The organism is Limnohabitans sp. (assembly GCF_017848645.1).
Taxonomy (GTDB): Bacteria; Pseudomonadota; Gammaproteobacteria; order Burkholderiales; family Burkholderiaceae_C; genus Limnohabitans_A.
In genome coordinates this window covers 79025-95036 of the sequence record NZ_JAFEIF010000007.1, presented here as the reverse complement: position 1 = coordinate 95036, position 16012 = coordinate 79025, and the positions used below count along the sequence as shown (strand labels likewise).

The window sequence follows — 16012 nt, the reverse complement described above, 5'->3', positions numbered from 1 at the left end:
GCGCTGGGCTCAGCGCCGACCAAGTGCAATCAGTTGCACACACCCGACCACCAAGGCCCCGGCGACCAAGCCTGCCAAGCCGCCTGCCAGGCTGTTGAGCAAGGACTCCGCCCAAGCCCACGATTGCGCCCAGTGGGCCACAGCATGGCCAAGAGCAGGCACGCCGTGCAGCAAGATGCCCCCGCCCACCAAAAACATGGCGGCTGTGCCCAACACCGACAGGGCCTTCATGAGCCATGGCGCAAAAACCAACAGGCCTCGGCCCAAGGCTTGCAACGTGGGGCTGGCTTTTTGGGTCAGGTAAAGACCCGCGTCGTCGAGTTTGACGATGCCGCCCACCAAACCGTACACCCCCACGGTCATGACCACCGAGATGCCCACCAGCACGGCCACTTGCTGCGCAAAGCTGGCCGCAGCTACGGTGCCCAGGGTGATGACGATGATCTCGGCCGACAAGATGAAATCGGTGCGCACCGCGCCTTTGATTTTGTCTTTCTCGAAAGCCACCAGATCCACCTGCTCGTTGGCCACGGCCTGAAGCAGCTCAGCGTGGCGGACATGGGCATCTTCGCGGCTGTGCACCAAGGCGTGCAACAATTTTTCGGCCCCCTCAAAGCACAAAAACAAACCGCCCAGCATGAGCAAGGGCGTGATCAGCCACGGCGCGATGGCGCTGATGGCCAAAGCGGTGGGCACGAGGATGGCTTTGTTGAGCAAAGAGCCTTTGGCCACGGCCCAAACCACAGGCAGTTCGCGGTCGGCCTTGACGCCTGTGACTTGCTGGGCGTTCAGGGCAAGGTCGTCACCCAGCACCCCGGCGGTCTTTTTCGCGGCCATTTGTGTCATGGCGGCCACATCATCGGCCGCTGCTGCGCTTTGGCGGGCGGCCACTTTGGTCATGGTGGCCACATCGTCCAGCAAGGTGGCGATGTCGTCGATCAGGGTCAGCAAACTGGAGGCGGCCATAGGGATGTGTTCTTAAAAATGATTGGGTGACCCATCAGCGCAAAAGGTTTTGCAGGGCATGGCCCTTGGCATCGCGGTAAATGTCAAAGTCCTGGTCGATGGACACCACATACCGGATGGCCAGGCGCTCGGCGGCCTCGGCGATCGATGCATCGGCCAAGTCCAGCGGCAAGCTGGCAAAGCGCTGACAGATGGCCAGCACGCTGGTGAGGCTCCAGTCGGCTGGGGCGTCCAGCTGCACCGCGCCGCGCTGCACCCACTGCAAAAAGTCGAGCGCCGCGTCGTTGTGGATGCGCCGGGCCAGCAAGGCGCACACCTCGGTCATCACAGGCCAAGTGCTGTGCAGGCGCACTTGCGGGTTCGCTTGCAGCCAAATCCTTGTGGGGGCGTGCCATTTGTCATTGCGGTTGAACAGAGCCAAGAGCGGGCCGCTGTCAATGAGTGCGTCTTGCACTGGCAGCTGACGCACAAACTGAGCATGAGGCTCTTGGACCGACAGGGATAGAGGCTGCATAACGTCTGCATCCACCGCCGCTGTTCCCAAGTGGCTTTGGCCGCTCATGCGCGGTGCTCGTGCTTGACTTCCCAAGCATCAATCAGTTGGCTTTTACGGGTTTCGGCCAGATCCTCCGGGCCACTGAATCGCCCAAAAACGCCCTCGCCCAGCGCAAAGGCCGATGCGGTGACCGCTGGCTGGGCCAGGTAAGCGGTCAGCGCATCGCGCATGACCTCGCTGATGCTGCGGCCTTCTTGCGCGCAGCGCTGGCGCAAGGATTTCTCCAGCGGATCAGGCAGTTTCACGGTGGTGGTCATGGCAGGCTCCCTGGGTAATACGTTGATTATTACCCTGGGGGTCATGCTTGTCAATCTCCGCCCAAGGGCTTGAACAACTCGTTCAGATCGGACTCGCCAAACAAGGGCTCTTTGCGCTTCACAGCACCCGCATACATGTCTTGCGCGAGCTGCGCTTTGCGCTCTTGCAGGGCCAGCATGCGCTCTTCAATCGTGCCTTGCGCCACCAGTTTGAGCACCCACACGCTTTGGGTTTGACCGATGCGGTGGGCCCGGTCGGTGGCCTGGTTTTCAACGGCAGGATTCCACCACGGGTCGTAGTGGATGACGGTGTCGGCCTGCGGCAGGTTCAGGCCCACGCCCCCGGCTTTGAGGCTGATGAGGAACAGCGGCACCTGCCCACTGGTGAACTGGTCAATGATGGTGTCGCGGTTTTTGCTCTGGCCCGTGAGCTTGACCCAAGGAATGCCCAAGCGCGGAAGTTCTTGCTCGATCAGGCTGAGCATTTGGGTGAACTGCGAGAACAGCAAAATCTTGCGCCCTTCGGCCACCATCTCGGGCAGCATGTCCAGCAGTTGCTCCAGCTTGGCCGATTGCTTGACTTGGCTGGCCGCGCCCAATTTGAGCAAACGCGGGTCGCAGCACACCTGGCGCAGCTTGAGCAGCGCATCCAGAATGGTGATTTGCGATTTGGCCAAACCTTGGGCGTTCAAGGCATCGCGCACGGTTTTTTCCATGCCCAGGCGGATGGTTTCGTACAGGTCGGCCTGTTGGCCTTGCAAGGGCACCGGCATCAGGGTTTCGACCTTGGGCGGCAGCTCGCTGGCCACCACGTCTTTGGTTCGGCGCAGCATGAAGGGCGTGATGCGCTTACGCAGCTGGTCCATTTTGTCGCTGTTGCCTTGGCGCTCGATGGGGTTGCGAAACAGCTCGCCAAAGCGCTTTTGGCTGCCCAAGAAACCGGGCATCAAAAAGTGGAACAGGCTCCACAGCTCGCCCAAGTGGTTTTCCATGGGCGTGCCTGACAGGCACAGGCGGTGCGTGGCCGGGATGTCGCCCACGGTTTGCGCCGCGTGGGTGTTGGCGTTCTTGATGTTTTGCGCTTCGTCCAGCACCAGCAAGTGCCAGTCGATGGCCAGCCACAGCTCGCGGTCGCGGTGCAGCAAAGAGTAAGGCGTGAGCACGATGTCAAAACCGCTCAGGTCTTGCGCCGTCTCATGGCGCGACAGGCCATGGTGGATGTGGGTGCGCAGCCCTGGGCAAAAGCGGGCCGCTTCACGCTGCCAGTTGCCGAGCAAACTGACCGGGGCCACGATCAGTGCGGGATGGGTCAGGCGTCCGGCTTCTTTCTCGGTCAAGATGTGCGCCAGGGTCTGCAGGGTTTTGCCCAAGCCCATGTCGTCGGCCAAGATGCCCGCCAGCTGGTGCGTGCGCAAAAACTGCAGCCAATTCAGGCCTTGCTGCTGGTACGGGCGCAAAGTCGCTTGCAAGCTGGCGGGCGCAGGCACATCGGGCAGTCTGTCGATGCCGCGCATTTGCTGCACCAGGTTCATCAGGCTTTGGGCACCCGACCAGGCCACGCCCTCGCCCAGGGATGCGGCGGTGCGCAACGCATCCAGGCGGGACAGGCGCAGCCCATCGCCATTCCAATCGCGTCCACGCTCAGACACCAGCTCCATGAGCGTGTTCAGCCAGGGCGCGATCTTGGCAGTGGGCAGCTTCACAAAGCCATCGCCTTGCAACTCGGGCAGGTACAAAAACGGCGGCAAGCTGGCGGTCTCGCCTTCGGCCGTGGCCACGCTGATGCGGGCCAAGGTCGTGAGGATGGTGGGCACCCAAGGCAGGATGTTCACGCGCTGACCGTCGATGTCCATGCCCAGGGACAAATCAAACCAAGGTGATGTCTCGGGCGCATCGGCGTCGCCCGACAGGTCGATGTGCACATCGTCGGCCTGGCGCAGCCAACGGGTCTGGGTCGATTCGAAACGCACCTCGAAACCCGCCTCGCGCAGGGGGGCAAAATCGCTCTCCAGCCATTCGAGCCAGCGCTGTTGGGGTTGGGGCGGTGCAAAGCCCAGCATGTTCTGACCCATCAAAGACAGACCCCAAGTGTCAAGGACCTCCCAAACTTTGAGCTCACCAGGCAAATCGCGCACCAACATGCGGGCCTGTGAACCATGGCCCACCATGACGCGGATTTGCGGGCCGGCCCAAAACCCGCGTTGGCCCGCGTAATCAAAACTCAACTCGGCCTGGAACAAGCCGTGTGTGTCGCGGTCATGTGGCGGCACGGGCGTGATGTCGAGCACAGGCCGGGGCGGCACATCCCGGATTTCGGGCATCTGCGCGATCACGGGTGGCAAAGGCACGGGCCCCAGACGCGCCAACAACTGGTTCTGGAACTTGAACACCACGCTTTCGGGCAGCACGGGCGCGCAGGACATCACCTGCAGCTCGTTGGCGCTCAGCCCTTGTGTGTTCAGGGGGCCACAGTGGCCTTGCAGCGTGTCCATGTAAAAAGGCGGCTCGTTCAGGCCATAGACCACCCCCGCACGCTGGGGCTGCATGCTCAGCTTCCAGCCGCCGGGCAAGTTGTCTTGCGCAGGCACTTCCTGCCAAGCACCCACCAAGGCTTCGGCAGCGTCGCTCCACTCCAGGCTGACCGCAGCTTCGGCAGACATCAGGCGGCCGGTCTGGCTGCACAGCTTGAGCAGCAGTTGTCCGGGCATGCCGTGCAGCTTGACTTCGCCCTGAAACCCATAGGAGCTGAAACTGCTGGCCGCCGGACAGGCTTTCATCAGGTCAAAAATGTCACGGTCCAGGGGGCTGCTGCTGGACCAGATCGGATCATGCGGCGAGGGCTCGTTGCTGACTTTTTTGGGTTTGCCCCATTCGCCATTGCGCTTTTGCGCGGCCCGCTTGACGCTCAGGTGGAACAAGGGCTTTTGCCCCAAATAGGCCACTGACAGCAGGTAGACAAACTGGTCCTGTGTGGCCCCGGGCAAACTGTAAGCCGAGGGGCCGTTGGCGTTTTCCAGCCGGGTCAGCCAATCGCGGGCCTGGTATTCGGCGTGGCTCAGGGCCCGCTCTTTTTCCATCTGGCTGCGGCGCTCGATCACTTCAGCAGAAGGTCCATCGCTGCCCCATTCGTCGAGCAAAGCCAGGCCTTGCATGGACGCCAAAATGCCCAAGGCCGCGCCGTGTTTGCAATAGCGGCCCACGGGGCAGGTGCAGCCGCTGCGCCACTCGCTCAGGTTGCCGCCCGGGCTCACGCGCAGCTCGGCGTTCACGGTATAGGGGCGCGGCTCGCTGCCTTCCACCTGGCCTTGCAAACGCCAACCTTCGCCGTCGGGCGTGAGCTGCGACGAAACCACCTTGTTTTGCAGGTAAAGCGTGGTGCCCCGCGACCACGCACCCTGGTCAAAGTAAAAGGCCAGTTGCGAAGGGGGGAACCACTGCCGTGGCGTGTCGGACTTCATGCGTTCACGGTCTCAACCCACCCACTTGCGCGCGTTTTGCCACACGCGCAACCAGGGGCTGGTGGCCGAAATGTCGCCACTCGTCCAGCTCATCTGCACATTGCGGAACACCCTTTCAGGGTGCGGCATCATGGCCGTGAAGCGTCCATCGGCGGTGGTCACGGCCGTGAGGCCCCCCGCGCTGCCGTTGGGGTTGAACGGGTACGCCTCCGTGGCCTGGCCGTGGTTGTCCACAAAGCGCATGGCACCCAAAGCCTGCGCCGCGTTGCCACGGTGTTTGAAGTTGGCAAAACCTTCGCCGTGCGCCACGGCAATCGGCAAGCGACTACCCGCCATGCCTTGCAAGAACAAGCTGGGGGATTCGAGCACCTCGACCATGGACAGACGCGCTTCAAAACGCTCGCTCTGGTTGGTGGTGAAGCGTGGCCAGTCTTGCGCGCCTGGGATGATGTCGGCCAGTTCCGCAAACATCTGACAGCCGTTGCACACACCCAGACCAAAGGTGTCAGTGCGGCCAAAGAAGCCCTTGAACTGCTCAGCCAAAGCGGGGTTGAAGGTGATGGAGCGCGCCCAGCCGCTGCCTGCGCCCAAGGTGTCGCCGTAGCTGAAGCCGCCACAAGCCACCAGGCCTTGGAAGTCGGCCAAGTTGGCGCGGCCCGATTGCAGGTCGGTCATGTGCACGTCGTGCGACTCAAAACCGGCTTTGTGGAAGGCGTAGGCCATTTCCACATGCGAATTGACGCCCTGCTCGCGCAAGATGGCCACTTTGGGGCGCGACAAATTCAGGAATGGCGCGGCCACATTGTCAGCCGGGTCAAAGCTCAGCGCCACATGCATGCCGGGGTCGTCAACGCGGCCCGCAGCGGCGTGTTCGGCATCGGCGCAAGCGGGGTTGTCGCGCTGCTGGCAAATCTTCCAGCTCACGCTGTCCCAGACCTGGTGCAGGTCTTCCAGTTTGGCGGCAAACACCTCTTTGGTGTCGCGCCAGATGCTGAGTTCGCCCACGCCTTTTTGGATGGTCGATTGCACAGGGCGGGTCTTGCCGATCACATGCGTGTGTTTGGACAGGCCGTGTTCGCGCAGGGTTTGCAGCACCGCATTGCGCTCGGCCGTGCGCACCTGCAACACCACGCCCAGCTCTTCGTTGAACAAGGCTTTGAGGGTGAGTTCGTCGCGGCGGGCGCTGACTTGGCCTGCCCAGTTCTTGGCGTCGCCGTGATCTGCGCGGCTGTCGGTGATGCCGTCGCCCTCGGTCACCAACATGTCCACATTGAGGGCCACGCCCACATGGCCTGCAAAAGCCATTTCGGCCACAGCGGCGAGTAAGCCGCCGTCGCTGCGGTCGTGGTAGGCCAGGATCTGGCCTTGGGCACGCAAGGTGTTGATGGCCTTGACCAAATTGACCAGGGCTTGTGGTTCTTCCAAATCGGGCACGCTGTCGCCAAACTGGCCCAGCACCTGGCCCAGCACGCTGCCGCCCATGCGGTTGCGGCCTTGGCCCAGGTCGATCAAGAGCAAGCTGGTGTCATCGGTTTTTGCGTCCAGCTGAGGCGTGAACGTGCCGCGCACATCGGGCAGGCTGGCAAAGGCGGTGACGATCAAGCTGACCGGCGAGGTGACTTTGTGTGTTTCACCGTTGTCGGTCCACTGCGTGCGCATCGACAAGCTGTCTTTGCCCACCGGGATCGAGATGTCGAGCGCCGGGCACAGTTCCATGCCCACGGCCTTGACGGTTTCATAGAGTGCCGCGTCTTCGCCCGGCTCGCCGCAAGCGGCCATCCAGTTGGCCGACATCTTGACGCGGGGCAGCTCGATGGGCGCGGCCAGCAAATTGGTGATGGCTTCGGCCACGGCCATGCGGCCAGACGCTGCGGCATTGAGCGAAGCCAGCGGCGTGCGCTCGCCCATGCTCATGGCTTCACCCGCAAAGCCTTGGTAGTCGGCCAGGGTCACGGCCACATCGGCCACAGGCACTTGCCAAGGGCCGACCATCTGGTCGCGGTGCGTGAGGCCGCCCACGGCGCGGTCACCGATGGTGATGAGAAAACGCTTGGACGCCACGGTGGGGTGGCTGAGCACGTCGATCACGGCTTTTTGCAGCGAGACACCCGTCAGGTCCATGGCAGGCGACTGGCGCACCACGGTCTTCACGTCGCGGTGCATCTTGGGTGGCTTGCCCAGCAGCACGTCCATGGGCATATCGACGGGTGATTCACTGCCTTTGTCTTCCAGCACCAGTTGGCGCTCGTCGGTCGCCACGCCAATGACTGCAAACGGGCAACGCTCGCGTTCGCAAAAGGCCGTGAACTGTGCCAAAGAGTAGGGCGCAATCGCCAACACATAGCGCTCTTGGCTTTCGTTCGACCAAATTTCTTTGGGCGACAAGCCCGACTCTTCCAGCTTGACGGCGCGCAAATCAAAGCGTGCGCCTCGGCCCGCGTCGTTGGTCAATTCAGGGAAGGCGTTGGACAAACCGCCCGCGCCCACGTCGTGGATGGCCAGGATCGGGTTCTTGGCTCCCTGCGCCCAGCAGTGGTTGATGACCTCTTGCGCCCGGCGCTCGATCTCGGGGTTGCCGCGCTGCACCGAATCAAAGTCCAGATTCGCGGCGTTGGTGCCGGTGGCCATGGAGCTGGCCGCGCTGCCGCCCATGCCGATGCGCATGCCGGGACCGCCCAGCTGGATCAGCAAGCTGCCGGCAGGGAATTCGATCTTTTGGGTTTGCTCGGCGTCGATCTGACCCAGACCGCCCGCGATCATGATGGGCTTGTGGTAACCACGCACCACGCCGTCCACGGTTTGTTCGTATTCGCGGAAATAGCCCAGCAAGTTGGGGCGACCAAACTCGTTGTTAAAAGCCGCGCCACCCAAAGGGCCTTCGGTCATGATTTGCAGCGGGCTGGCGATGTGCTCGGGCTTGCCGCCCGCTTGGTCCGACATGCCGCCCCAGAGTTTGGACACGGTAAAACCGCTCAAACCGGCCTTGGGCTTGGAGCCGCGGCCTGTGGCGCCCTCGTCGCGGATCTCGCCGCCCGCGCCTGTGGATGCGCCGGGGAACGGTGAAATCGCGGTCGGGTGGTTGTGCGTCTCGACCTTCATGAGCACATGGTGCAAGGCTTGTTCGCTCTGGTAAGCCGCGCCATGCCCTGAAGTTCGGGCCACAAAACGCTCCACCGTGTGGCCTTCCATCACCGAAGCGTTGTCCGAATAGGCCACCACCGTGTGCTGGGGGCTGAGCTGGTGCGTGTTGCGGATCATGCCGAACAGGCTCTTGGGCTGGGCCACGCCGTCGATGGTGAACTCGGCGTTGAAAATCTTGTGGCGGCAGTGCTCGCTGTTGGCCTGCGCAAACATCATCAACTCCACATCGGTGGGGTTGCGCTTGAGACCCGTGAAGGCTTTGACCAGGTAGTCGATTTCGTCATCGGCCAGGGCCAGGCCCCAGGTCTTGTTGGCCGTTTCAAGTGCAGCGCGGCCACCGCCGAGCACGTCCACATGGTCCATGGGCGCGGGCTCCAGGGCGGTGAACAAGGCCGCTGCATCATCGCGGCTGGGCATGGCCGACTCGGTCATGCGGTCGTGCAACACAGCGGCCACTTGGCCCAGTTGCTCCGGAGTCAATTTGGCCGTGCTGAGCAGGCCCGATTTCATGGTCAAACGGTATTCGGTCAAGCGCTCGACCCGGCGCAGCTCAAAACCGCAGTTGTGGGCAATGTCGGTGGCTTTGGAGGCCCATGGGGAGACCGTACCGATACGGGGGCTGACCACAATCAGGGGGCCATCGACAGGGCCCGAATAAGGCTCACCGTAGGTCAACAAGGCCGACAAGGTTTGCTTTTGGCCGTCTTGCAGGGGTTCAGTGGTGGCGACCAGGTGCACAAAACGGGCTGAAATGCCCTGAATTTGCGGCGAAATGGCTGCCAAACGTGGCAAAAGCTGAGCAATACGAAAGTCGCTGAGGGCGCTGGCGCCTTCAAAAGTCGTGATGTGCAGGGACACGGGGTGGCCTTGTAAAGAGACAGAAAACCGTCATTCCGGGGCCGCTGACTGGGGCTGGCCGGCAAAGGCGGTATTTTAACGGGGGAAACCCTTATCTGGCGGCGAGATAGACAGACAAAGGATTGTCTTTTTCAACAAGGAAAAAGCCGCGCAGCACAAGCGGCACGGCTTTTAGATTAGAACGTGCAGGATCGATCACCCCAGCACCGAAGTCGCCTCCATTTCGCGCCGGATTTTGTAAGCATGGGTGCTGATGTCCATGGCCACATCGTCCCAAGTCAGGCTTTGGCCTTTGGCCACGGGGCGAATGACTTTGACGCCGTGGGCCAGGCCCAGTGGCACGCCGCCCATGCGCTTGGAGGTGGCGGCAGGCAGCAGCTTGCCCCAGACGGTGTAGCCGCCCTCGCCGTCCAGCATGTTGCCGGGTTTCAGGTCGCGCTTGGCGGTGGCCACCACGTCGGCGTTCCAGCCGATGGCCACGCCTGTGGGCTCGTTGCGCAGGGCAACGCTGGCCACACTCACGCCCACTTCGAGGCCAATCAAGTGCCAGCGTTTGTAGAGGGTGAAGTAGCGGCCCGACGGGTCGGTGTGGGCGTTGTACTCTTCAAAGCAGTTCTTGATGTAATCGGTCTCGGCCTCGACCGTGACCCACACGCCCATGCGGATGTCGTAGGGAATTTTGCGGCCATCGGTCTCCAGGCTCGAGATCACCTCGACCATGCCCTTGCGCTCCAAAACGCCGCCTTCCGAGATCGGGCGGGTGACATACGGAATGTCTTCCACGCTGGCGGGGGGGTAGAGCAAACCGTTGCTGGGCACGCCCAAACCTGTGGCATTGGACACCGCCGTGCTCTCGATCGAGGGCTTGGAGCCGTCCAGAAAACTGTTGAACATTTTGGGGTTCAGGCCCCCGCGCTCGGCCTGCTCGGGCGTGAGGCCGTAATAGCCCCACACCGTCTCGGGGGTGGATTCGCTGAAGTGCGGCAGCCATTTGTGACCCCGACCGGCTGCCACCACCGGAAAACCGCAGGTGCGTGCCCAGTCCACCAAATCGCAAATGAGCGCAGGCTGATCACCGAAGGCCAGCGAATAGACCACGCCTGCTGTCTGAGCGCGGGTGGCGAGCAAGGGGCCGCAAAACGCATCCGCTTCCACCGTCACGTTGACCACATGTTTGCGATGGGCAAAAGCTTCCAGAATGTGGTCCACCGCGTGCAGGGGCGAGCCCGTGCATTCCACGACCACATCCACCGCCGGATGGCGCACCAGACTCTGCCAGTCGTCACCTACATGGGTGGTTCCGTGTTTCACGGCATCGTCCAGACTCTTGGCGGTCAGGCGCTCAGCTTCCCAGCCCACGCGGGCCAGGTTGGCGCGGGCACCGTCGGGCGACAGGTCGGCAATGCCCACCAAGTGCACGCCGGGGGTGCGCGGAATTTGCGCCAAGTACATGGAGCCGAATTTGCCCGCACCGATCAGGCCGATGCGGATGGGGCGGTTTTCGGCGGCGCGTTGCAGGAGTTTGGCGTGCAGGTTCATGCGGCTTCTTTCAAGACATCGAGCGAGGTTTTCAGGGTGCTTTCGGGCATGCCGCCCTTCCAGGGCAAGTCCACCGGGTAGCTGTTCACCAGGCAGTCGTCGGGCAAGCAGCTGATGGGCGTGAAGTCGCGGTGGGCGATGTATTCGGGGCGCTTGTGGCGGCGGATGTGGTTGGACACGGCGCACAGGCTCAGGTAAACGCTCACCCGGTTCCATGGCGAGAGGTTGCTGGCCGAGGCGTGCACCAAGCAGCTGTGGAACAAGATCATGGAGCCGGCTGGCCCGGTGGGGCTGACGATGCCGCCTTCTTTGCCACCAGCGCGCTCAACCAACTGGGCGATCAGGTCGTTGTCCACCGTCCACAGGGGGTAGCTGGTGGTGGACAGGTCGTGTTTGGCCTCCACCACGCCCTTTTTGTGGCTGCCGGGGATGAACATCAGCGGGCCGTTGAAGGGGTTCACGTCGTCCAAGAAGATCGCCACGTTCATGGCGCGCTCGGTGGGCATCATGTCGTCGTTGAGCCAGGTGCCGTAGTCCTGGTGCCACTGCCACACATCGCCCTCAAAGGCCATCTTGCCGTTGATCTTGAACTGATGCATGTAAAGCTCTTCGCCAAACAGGTCTTGCACGGGCTCGATCATGCGGGGGTGGCGGGCCAGCTTGGCAAAGGGCTCGCTGTACATGTGGGCCGCAAAGTTGGTGCGCACGGCGTCGCTGCCTTTTTCGCGCACGTTGTAGGCCTCGCGGCGGCTGTACAGCTCGGGCACGGCATCGGTCAGGTTTTTGGTTTCTTCGGGGGTGAACAGACCGGGGAAAAACAAATAACCCTCGCGGTCAAATTGTTCGAGTTGTTCGGGGGTCAGTCTCATGCTTGTGCTCCTGTTTTGAGGTGTTGAATTTGTTCGGAAAGTCGGGCCGTGAGTTGCACGCTGGCCTCATAGGCGTGTTCTTGCACCAAGCGCACCGCCCCATCGGCGTCGCCTGCGGAGATGGCTTGCGCGATGGCTTCGTGTTCGTCCCACACGGTTTGCCGCTGGTGAGACGACTGCAGCACAGCGCCCATGACACGCTTGAGGTGGTGCCAATGCAGCGCAATGCTTTGGGCGATGAGCGGGTTGCCAGAGGCTTGGTAAATGGCACGGTGAAAGGCCAAATCGGCCTGGATCATGGCCTGCACATCGCGCCCGCTTTCGGCCAGGCGCCCTTGGCGCATCACGTCTGCATCAAACCGGGCCCCGCGCTCAGCCGCCAGCCGAACAGCCAGCGCATCCAGGCTGCCACGCACCTGGTAGACCTGGGCGATCCAGCCCACATCGAGTTGTGTGACGCGCACACCGCGGCCCGGCGCGTCCTCCACAAAACCGTCTTTTTTCAGCAAACGAAGGGCCTGCAGCACCGGCTGGCGCGACACGGCCAGTTGTTGGGCCAAGTCTTCCTGCGTCAGGCGCTCGCCCGGCAGCAAAGTCCCCTCGCTGATGGCGTCGAGCAAACGGCTGTAAACCTGCTCCACCAGGTCCGGGGCGGCAGTGAGTTGGAGGAGGGATGAATTCATGTCTGTATACAGAATACAAATGCACCAGCCCAGCCAGAATCGGTGTTTACCCGTGGGTCACTGAACAAGCTGCGCCGATGGTTTTCCAGCCCAACCATGGCGTTCACACGGCCCCAATGGGATAATCGCCCCATGACCATCACCATCAAAAATGCCGACGACATCGCTGCTATGCGCGTAGCTGGCCGCCTGGCCTCCGAAGTTCTGGACTTCATCACCCCTTACGTCAAGCCAGGTGTCACCACCAACGAACTCGACAAGCTCTGCCACGACTACATCGTCGATGTGCAGCAAGCCATTCCAGCCCCACTGAACTACGCGCCCGGGGGCTACAAGCCCTACCCCAAATCGATCTGCACCTCGGTCAACCACCAGGTGTGCCACGGCATCCCGAACGACAAACCGCTCAAAAAGGGTGACTCGGTCAACATCGACATCACCGTCATCAAGGACGGCTGGCATGGCGACACCAGCCGCATGTTCCATGTGGGCGATGCCTCGATAGCCGCCAAACGCTTGGCCACACTGACCTACGACGCCATGTGGAAAGGCATTGAGCAGGTCAAACCCGGCGCGTACCTGGGCGACATCGGGCACGCCATCCAGAAATTTGCCGAGGGCCACGGCTTTTCGGTGGTGCGTGAGTTTTGCGGCCACGGCATCGGTCAGGTTTTCCACGAAGAGCCGCAAGTGCTGCACTACGGCAAACCCGGCACCCTCACGCAACTGGTGGCAGGCATGGTCTTCACGATTGAGCCCATGATCAACGCCGGCAAACGCGACATCAAGGAAATGGGCGACGGCTGGACCATCGTCACCAAAGACCATTCGCTGTCGGCCCAGTGGGAGCACACGGTGCTGGTCACCGAAAAGGGCTACGAAGTGCTCACCGTGTCGGCAGGCTCCCCAGCCGTGCCCGCCTTTGTGAACGCGCCAGCCCTGGTCTCGGCCTGAGATGGGTGTCCCGGCCCCCTTGCCAAATTTGGCCGCTCCGGCCGACCTGGCTGATTTGGCCTCCCTGCGCGAGACCTACAAGCGCGACAAGGCGGCCGTGCTGCAAACCCTGGCCAACAGTGGCTCGGCCGTGCGGGGCCTCAAACAAACCCTCAAACAACTGGCCATCCTGGCCGATGGTTTGCTCATTCAGCTGTGGCAAAACGCGGGCTTCGCCCCCGAGCTGGCGCTGGTGGCGGTGGGCGGTTTTGGCCGCGCCGAGCTGTTCCCGCACTCTGACGTGGACGTGCTGGTGTTGCTGCCTCCCGGCCAAACCCCGGAGGGCGACCCGGCGCTGCAGGCGCAGCTCGAGCGCTTCATCGGCAGCTGCTGGGACACGGGCCTGGAAATTGGCTCCAGTGTGCGCAGCCTGGATGAATGCCTGGCCGAATCGGCCAAGGACATCACGGTGCAGACCTCTTTGCTGGAGTCGCGCCGTGTGACGGGCAACACCAAACTGTTCACCGAATTCCAAAAGCAATTTCAGGCGGCCATGGACCCGCAAGCCTTTTTGGTGGCCAAGACCCTGGAAATGCACCAGCGGCACACCAAGTTTGACAAAACCCCCTACGCCCTGGAGCCCAACTGCAAGGAGTCCCCCGGGGGCTTGCGCGACCTGCAGATGATTTTGTGGGTGGCCCGCGCCGCAGGCCTGGGCCACAGCTGGGACGAGTTGGCCCGCAAAGGCTTGGCCACGCCGCTCGAAGCGCGCCAAATCAAACGCAACGAAGCCCTGCTGGGCCTGATCCGCGCCCGCTTGCACCTGCAAGCCAAGCGCCGTGAAGACCGACTGGTGTTTGACCTGCAAACCAACGTGGCCGAAAGCTTTGGCTATGCCTCGGACATCACACCCGAGGGCCGGCTGGCCTTGCGCGCCAGTGAAAAACTGATGCGCCAATACTATTGGGCGGCCAAGGCAGTCACGCAGCTCAACCAGATCTTGCTGCTCAACATCGAAGACCGCCTCAAAACCGAGCGCGGCGAGAGCATTGACCACTTTCGCCCCTTGAACGAACGCTTTTTTGAAAAAGCCGGGCTGATCGAAGTGGCCAGTGACGACCTGTACCAAAAGCACCCGCACGCCATCCTCGAAACCTTTTTGCTCTACCAGGCCACCCCTGGCCTCAAAGGCCTGTCGGCACGCACGCTGCGGGCGCTGTACAACGTGCGCGCCATCATGAACGGCCGCTTTCGCGCCGACCCGGTCAACCGCCAGACGTTTTTGCAGATCCTGCAACAACCCCAGGGCATCACCCATGCGATGCGCCTGATGAACGAAACCTCGGTGCTTGGGCGCTACCTGTGGGTGTTTCGCCGCATCGTGGGTCAGATGCAGCACGACCTGTTCCACGCCTACACGGTGGACCAGCACATCCTGATGGTGCTGCGCAATGTGCGGCGCTTTTTCATGGCCGAGCACACGCACGAGTACCCCTTTTGCTCCCAACTGGCCAGCGGCTGGGATAAGCCCTGGATCTTGTACGCCGCAGCGCTCTTCCATGACATCGCCAAAGGCCGCGGCGGCGACCACTCGCAGCTGGGCTGCGCCGAAGTGCGCACCTTCTGCCGCCAGCACCAGATCGGCAAGGAAGACGGGCAGCTGATCGAGTTCCTGGTCAGCGAACACCTGACCATGAGCCGCGTGGCACAAAAAGAAGACCTGGGCAACCCTGAAGTCATCGCCCGGTTTGCCCAGCGCGTGGGCAACGAGCGCCGCTTGACGGCCCTGTACCTGCTCACCGTGGCCGATATTCGGGGCACCAGCCCCAAGGTCTGGAACGCCTGGAAAGGCAAGCTGCTGGAAGACCTCTACAAATCGAGCTTGCGTGTGCTGGGTGGCCGCGCCCCCGATGCCAATGCCGAAGTGGAAGCGCGCAAACGCGAGGCCCTGATCGAGCTGGCCCGCCAGGCCCAGCCCCACGAAGGCCACAAGGCGCTGTGGGACACGCTCGACTTGAGCTACTTCATGCGCCACGACGCCTCCGACATCGCCTGGCATGCGCGCCAGCTCTCGCGCCATGTGGCCCAACAAGCACCCGAACAGTCACGCACCATCGTGCGCGCCAGACACTCCCCGGTCGGTGAAGGATTGCAGGTGCTGGTCTACACGCCCGACCAATCGGATTTGTTCGCCCGCATCTGCGGTCATTTTGACCAAGCGGGCTTCAGCATTCTGGACGCCAAAATCCACACCACCCGCACAGGGTGGGCACTGGACACCTTCCAGATCGTCACGCCCATGCTGCCCGAGCATTACCGGGAGCTGATGAGCATGGTCGAGTCTGGCCTGACCCAGACTCTGGAGCAGCAAGGCCCCCTGCCCTCGCCGTCTCGTGGCCGGGTCTCGCGCCGCGTCAAGAGTTTCCCGGTCACCCCCCGGGTCACCCTGAACCCGGACGAGCAAGGCCAAAAATGGTTGCTCAGCATCTCGGCCAGCGACCGCATCGGTTTGCTCTACAGCGTGGCCCGTGTGCTGGCGCTGCATGGCATCCATCTGCACTTGGCCAAGATCAGCACCTTGGGTGAGCGGGTCGAAGACACCTTCCTCATCAGCGGCCCCGCCCTGCAGCACAACCGGGCACAAATCGAGATCGAAACCGAGCTGCTGCAAGCCCTGCAGCCCGCCTGATAACGGCCACATGGGGCCACCGCCCCGCCCACCCTGGGCTCCTGCGCGGTCAGTCATGGCACA

10 protein-coding genes are annotated in these 16012 nt (G+C 62.5%); 2 read left to right on the top strand and 8 right to left on the bottom strand.

Translation table 11 applies throughout. The features are described 5' to 3' along the window. Nucleotides 1-9 precede the first annotated feature (9 nt). The 8 genes from QZ190_RS02435 to QZ190_RS02400 form a co-directional block, all read right to left on the bottom strand. Nucleotides 10-966, bottom strand: coding sequence for a DUF808 domain-containing protein (locus QZ190_RS02435; RefSeq protein ID WP_291913091.1), 957 nt, complete (start codon nucleotides 964-966; stop codon nucleotides 10-12). Between the two features lie 34 nt (nucleotides 967-1000). Further along, the gene (locus QZ190_RS02430; RefSeq protein ID WP_291913089.1) at nucleotides 1001-1528 is read right to left on the bottom strand and encodes a PIN domain-containing protein; all 528 of its coding nucleotides are present in this window, start codon (nucleotides 1526-1528) and stop codon (nucleotides 1001-1003) included. After that, a complete protein-coding gene (locus tag QZ190_RS02425; protein ID WP_291913087.1) occupies nucleotides 1525-1779 on the bottom strand; it encodes a CopG family transcriptional regulator in 255 nt (84 codons plus the stop codon). The genes QZ190_RS02430 and QZ190_RS02425 overlap by 4 nt, the downstream gene beginning before the upstream one ends. Before the next feature lie 50 nt (nucleotides 1780-1829). Continuing rightward, the gene (locus QZ190_RS02420) at nucleotides 1830-5237 is read right to left on the bottom strand and encodes a DEAD/DEAH box helicase (RefSeq protein ID WP_291913085.1); all 3408 of its coding nucleotides are present in this window, start codon (nucleotides 5235-5237) and stop codon (nucleotides 1830-1832) included. A gap of 12 nt (nucleotides 5238-5249) precedes the next feature. Further along, nucleotides 5250-9236: a phosphoribosylformylglycinamidine synthase gene (gene purL / locus QZ190_RS02415; protein WP_291913082.1), complete on the bottom strand. Its 3987-nt coding sequence runs from the start codon at nucleotides 9234-9236 to the stop codon at nucleotides 5250-5252. A 195-nt stretch (nucleotides 9237-9431) separates the two neighbouring features. Then, nucleotides 9432-10775, bottom strand: coding sequence for a Gfo/Idh/MocA family oxidoreductase (locus QZ190_RS02410; protein WP_291913080.1), 1344 nt, complete (start codon nucleotides 10773-10775; stop codon nucleotides 9432-9434). After that, nucleotides 10772-11644, bottom strand: coding sequence for a phytanoyl-CoA dioxygenase family protein (locus QZ190_RS02405; RefSeq protein ID WP_291913078.1), 873 nt, complete (start codon nucleotides 11642-11644; stop codon nucleotides 10772-10774). The genes QZ190_RS02410 and QZ190_RS02405 overlap by 4 nt, the downstream gene beginning before the upstream one ends. Beyond that, nucleotides 11641-12327: a GntR family transcriptional regulator gene (locus QZ190_RS02400; RefSeq protein ID WP_291913076.1), complete on the bottom strand. Its 687-nt coding sequence runs from the start codon at nucleotides 12325-12327 to the stop codon at nucleotides 11641-11643. The genes QZ190_RS02405 and QZ190_RS02400 overlap by 4 nt, the downstream gene beginning before the upstream one ends. Before the next feature lie 132 nt (nucleotides 12328-12459). Between QZ190_RS02400 and map the strand changes: the two genes are divergently transcribed. Further along, the gene (gene map, locus QZ190_RS02395) at nucleotides 12460-13281 is read left to right on the top strand and encodes a type I methionyl aminopeptidase (protein ID WP_291913075.1); all 822 of its coding nucleotides are present in this window, start codon (nucleotides 12460-12462) and stop codon (nucleotides 13279-13281) included. A gap of 1 nt (nucleotide 13282) precedes the next feature. Next, nucleotides 13283-15949: a [protein-PII] uridylyltransferase gene (locus QZ190_RS02390; RefSeq protein WP_291913073.1), complete on the top strand. Its 2667-nt coding sequence runs from the start codon at nucleotides 13283-13285 to the stop codon at nucleotides 15947-15949. Nucleotides 15950-16012 lie beyond the last annotated feature (63 nt).

Excerpts from the sequence above, each read along its gene's own strand:
- QZ190_RS02420 (WP_291913085.1), bottom strand. The coding sequence starts at position 5,237 with ATGAAGTCCGACACGCCACGGCAGTGGTTCCCCCCTTCGCAACTGGCC.
- QZ190_RS02405 (WP_291913078.1), bottom strand. The coding sequence starts at position 11,644 with ATGAGACTGACCCCCGAACAACTCGAACAATTTGACCGCGAGGGTTAT.
- QZ190_RS02435 (WP_291913091.1), bottom strand. The coding sequence starts at position 966 with ATGGCCGCCTCCAGTTTGCTGACCCTGATCGACGACATCGCCACCTTG.
- QZ190_RS02425 (WP_291913087.1), bottom strand. The coding sequence starts at position 1,779 with ATGACCACCACCGTGAAACTGCCTGATCCGCTGGAGAAATCCTTGCGC.
- map (WP_291913075.1), top strand. The coding sequence starts at position 12,460 with ATGACCATCACCATCAAAAATGCCGACGACATCGCTGCTATGCGCGTA.
- QZ190_RS02430 (WP_291913089.1), bottom strand. The coding sequence starts at position 1,528 with ATGAGCGGCCAAAGCCACTTGGGAACAGCGGCGGTGGATGCAGACGTT.
- QZ190_RS02410 (WP_291913080.1), bottom strand. The coding sequence starts at position 10,775 with ATGAACCTGCACGCCAAACTCCTGCAACGCGCCGCCGAAAACCGCCCC.
- QZ190_RS02390 (WP_291913073.1), top strand. The coding sequence starts at position 13,283 with ATGGGTGTCCCGGCCCCCTTGCCAAATTTGGCCGCTCCGGCCGACCTG.
- QZ190_RS02400 (WP_291913076.1), bottom strand. The coding sequence starts at position 12,327 with ATGAATTCATCCCTCCTCCAACTCACTGCCGCCCCGGACCTGGTGGAG.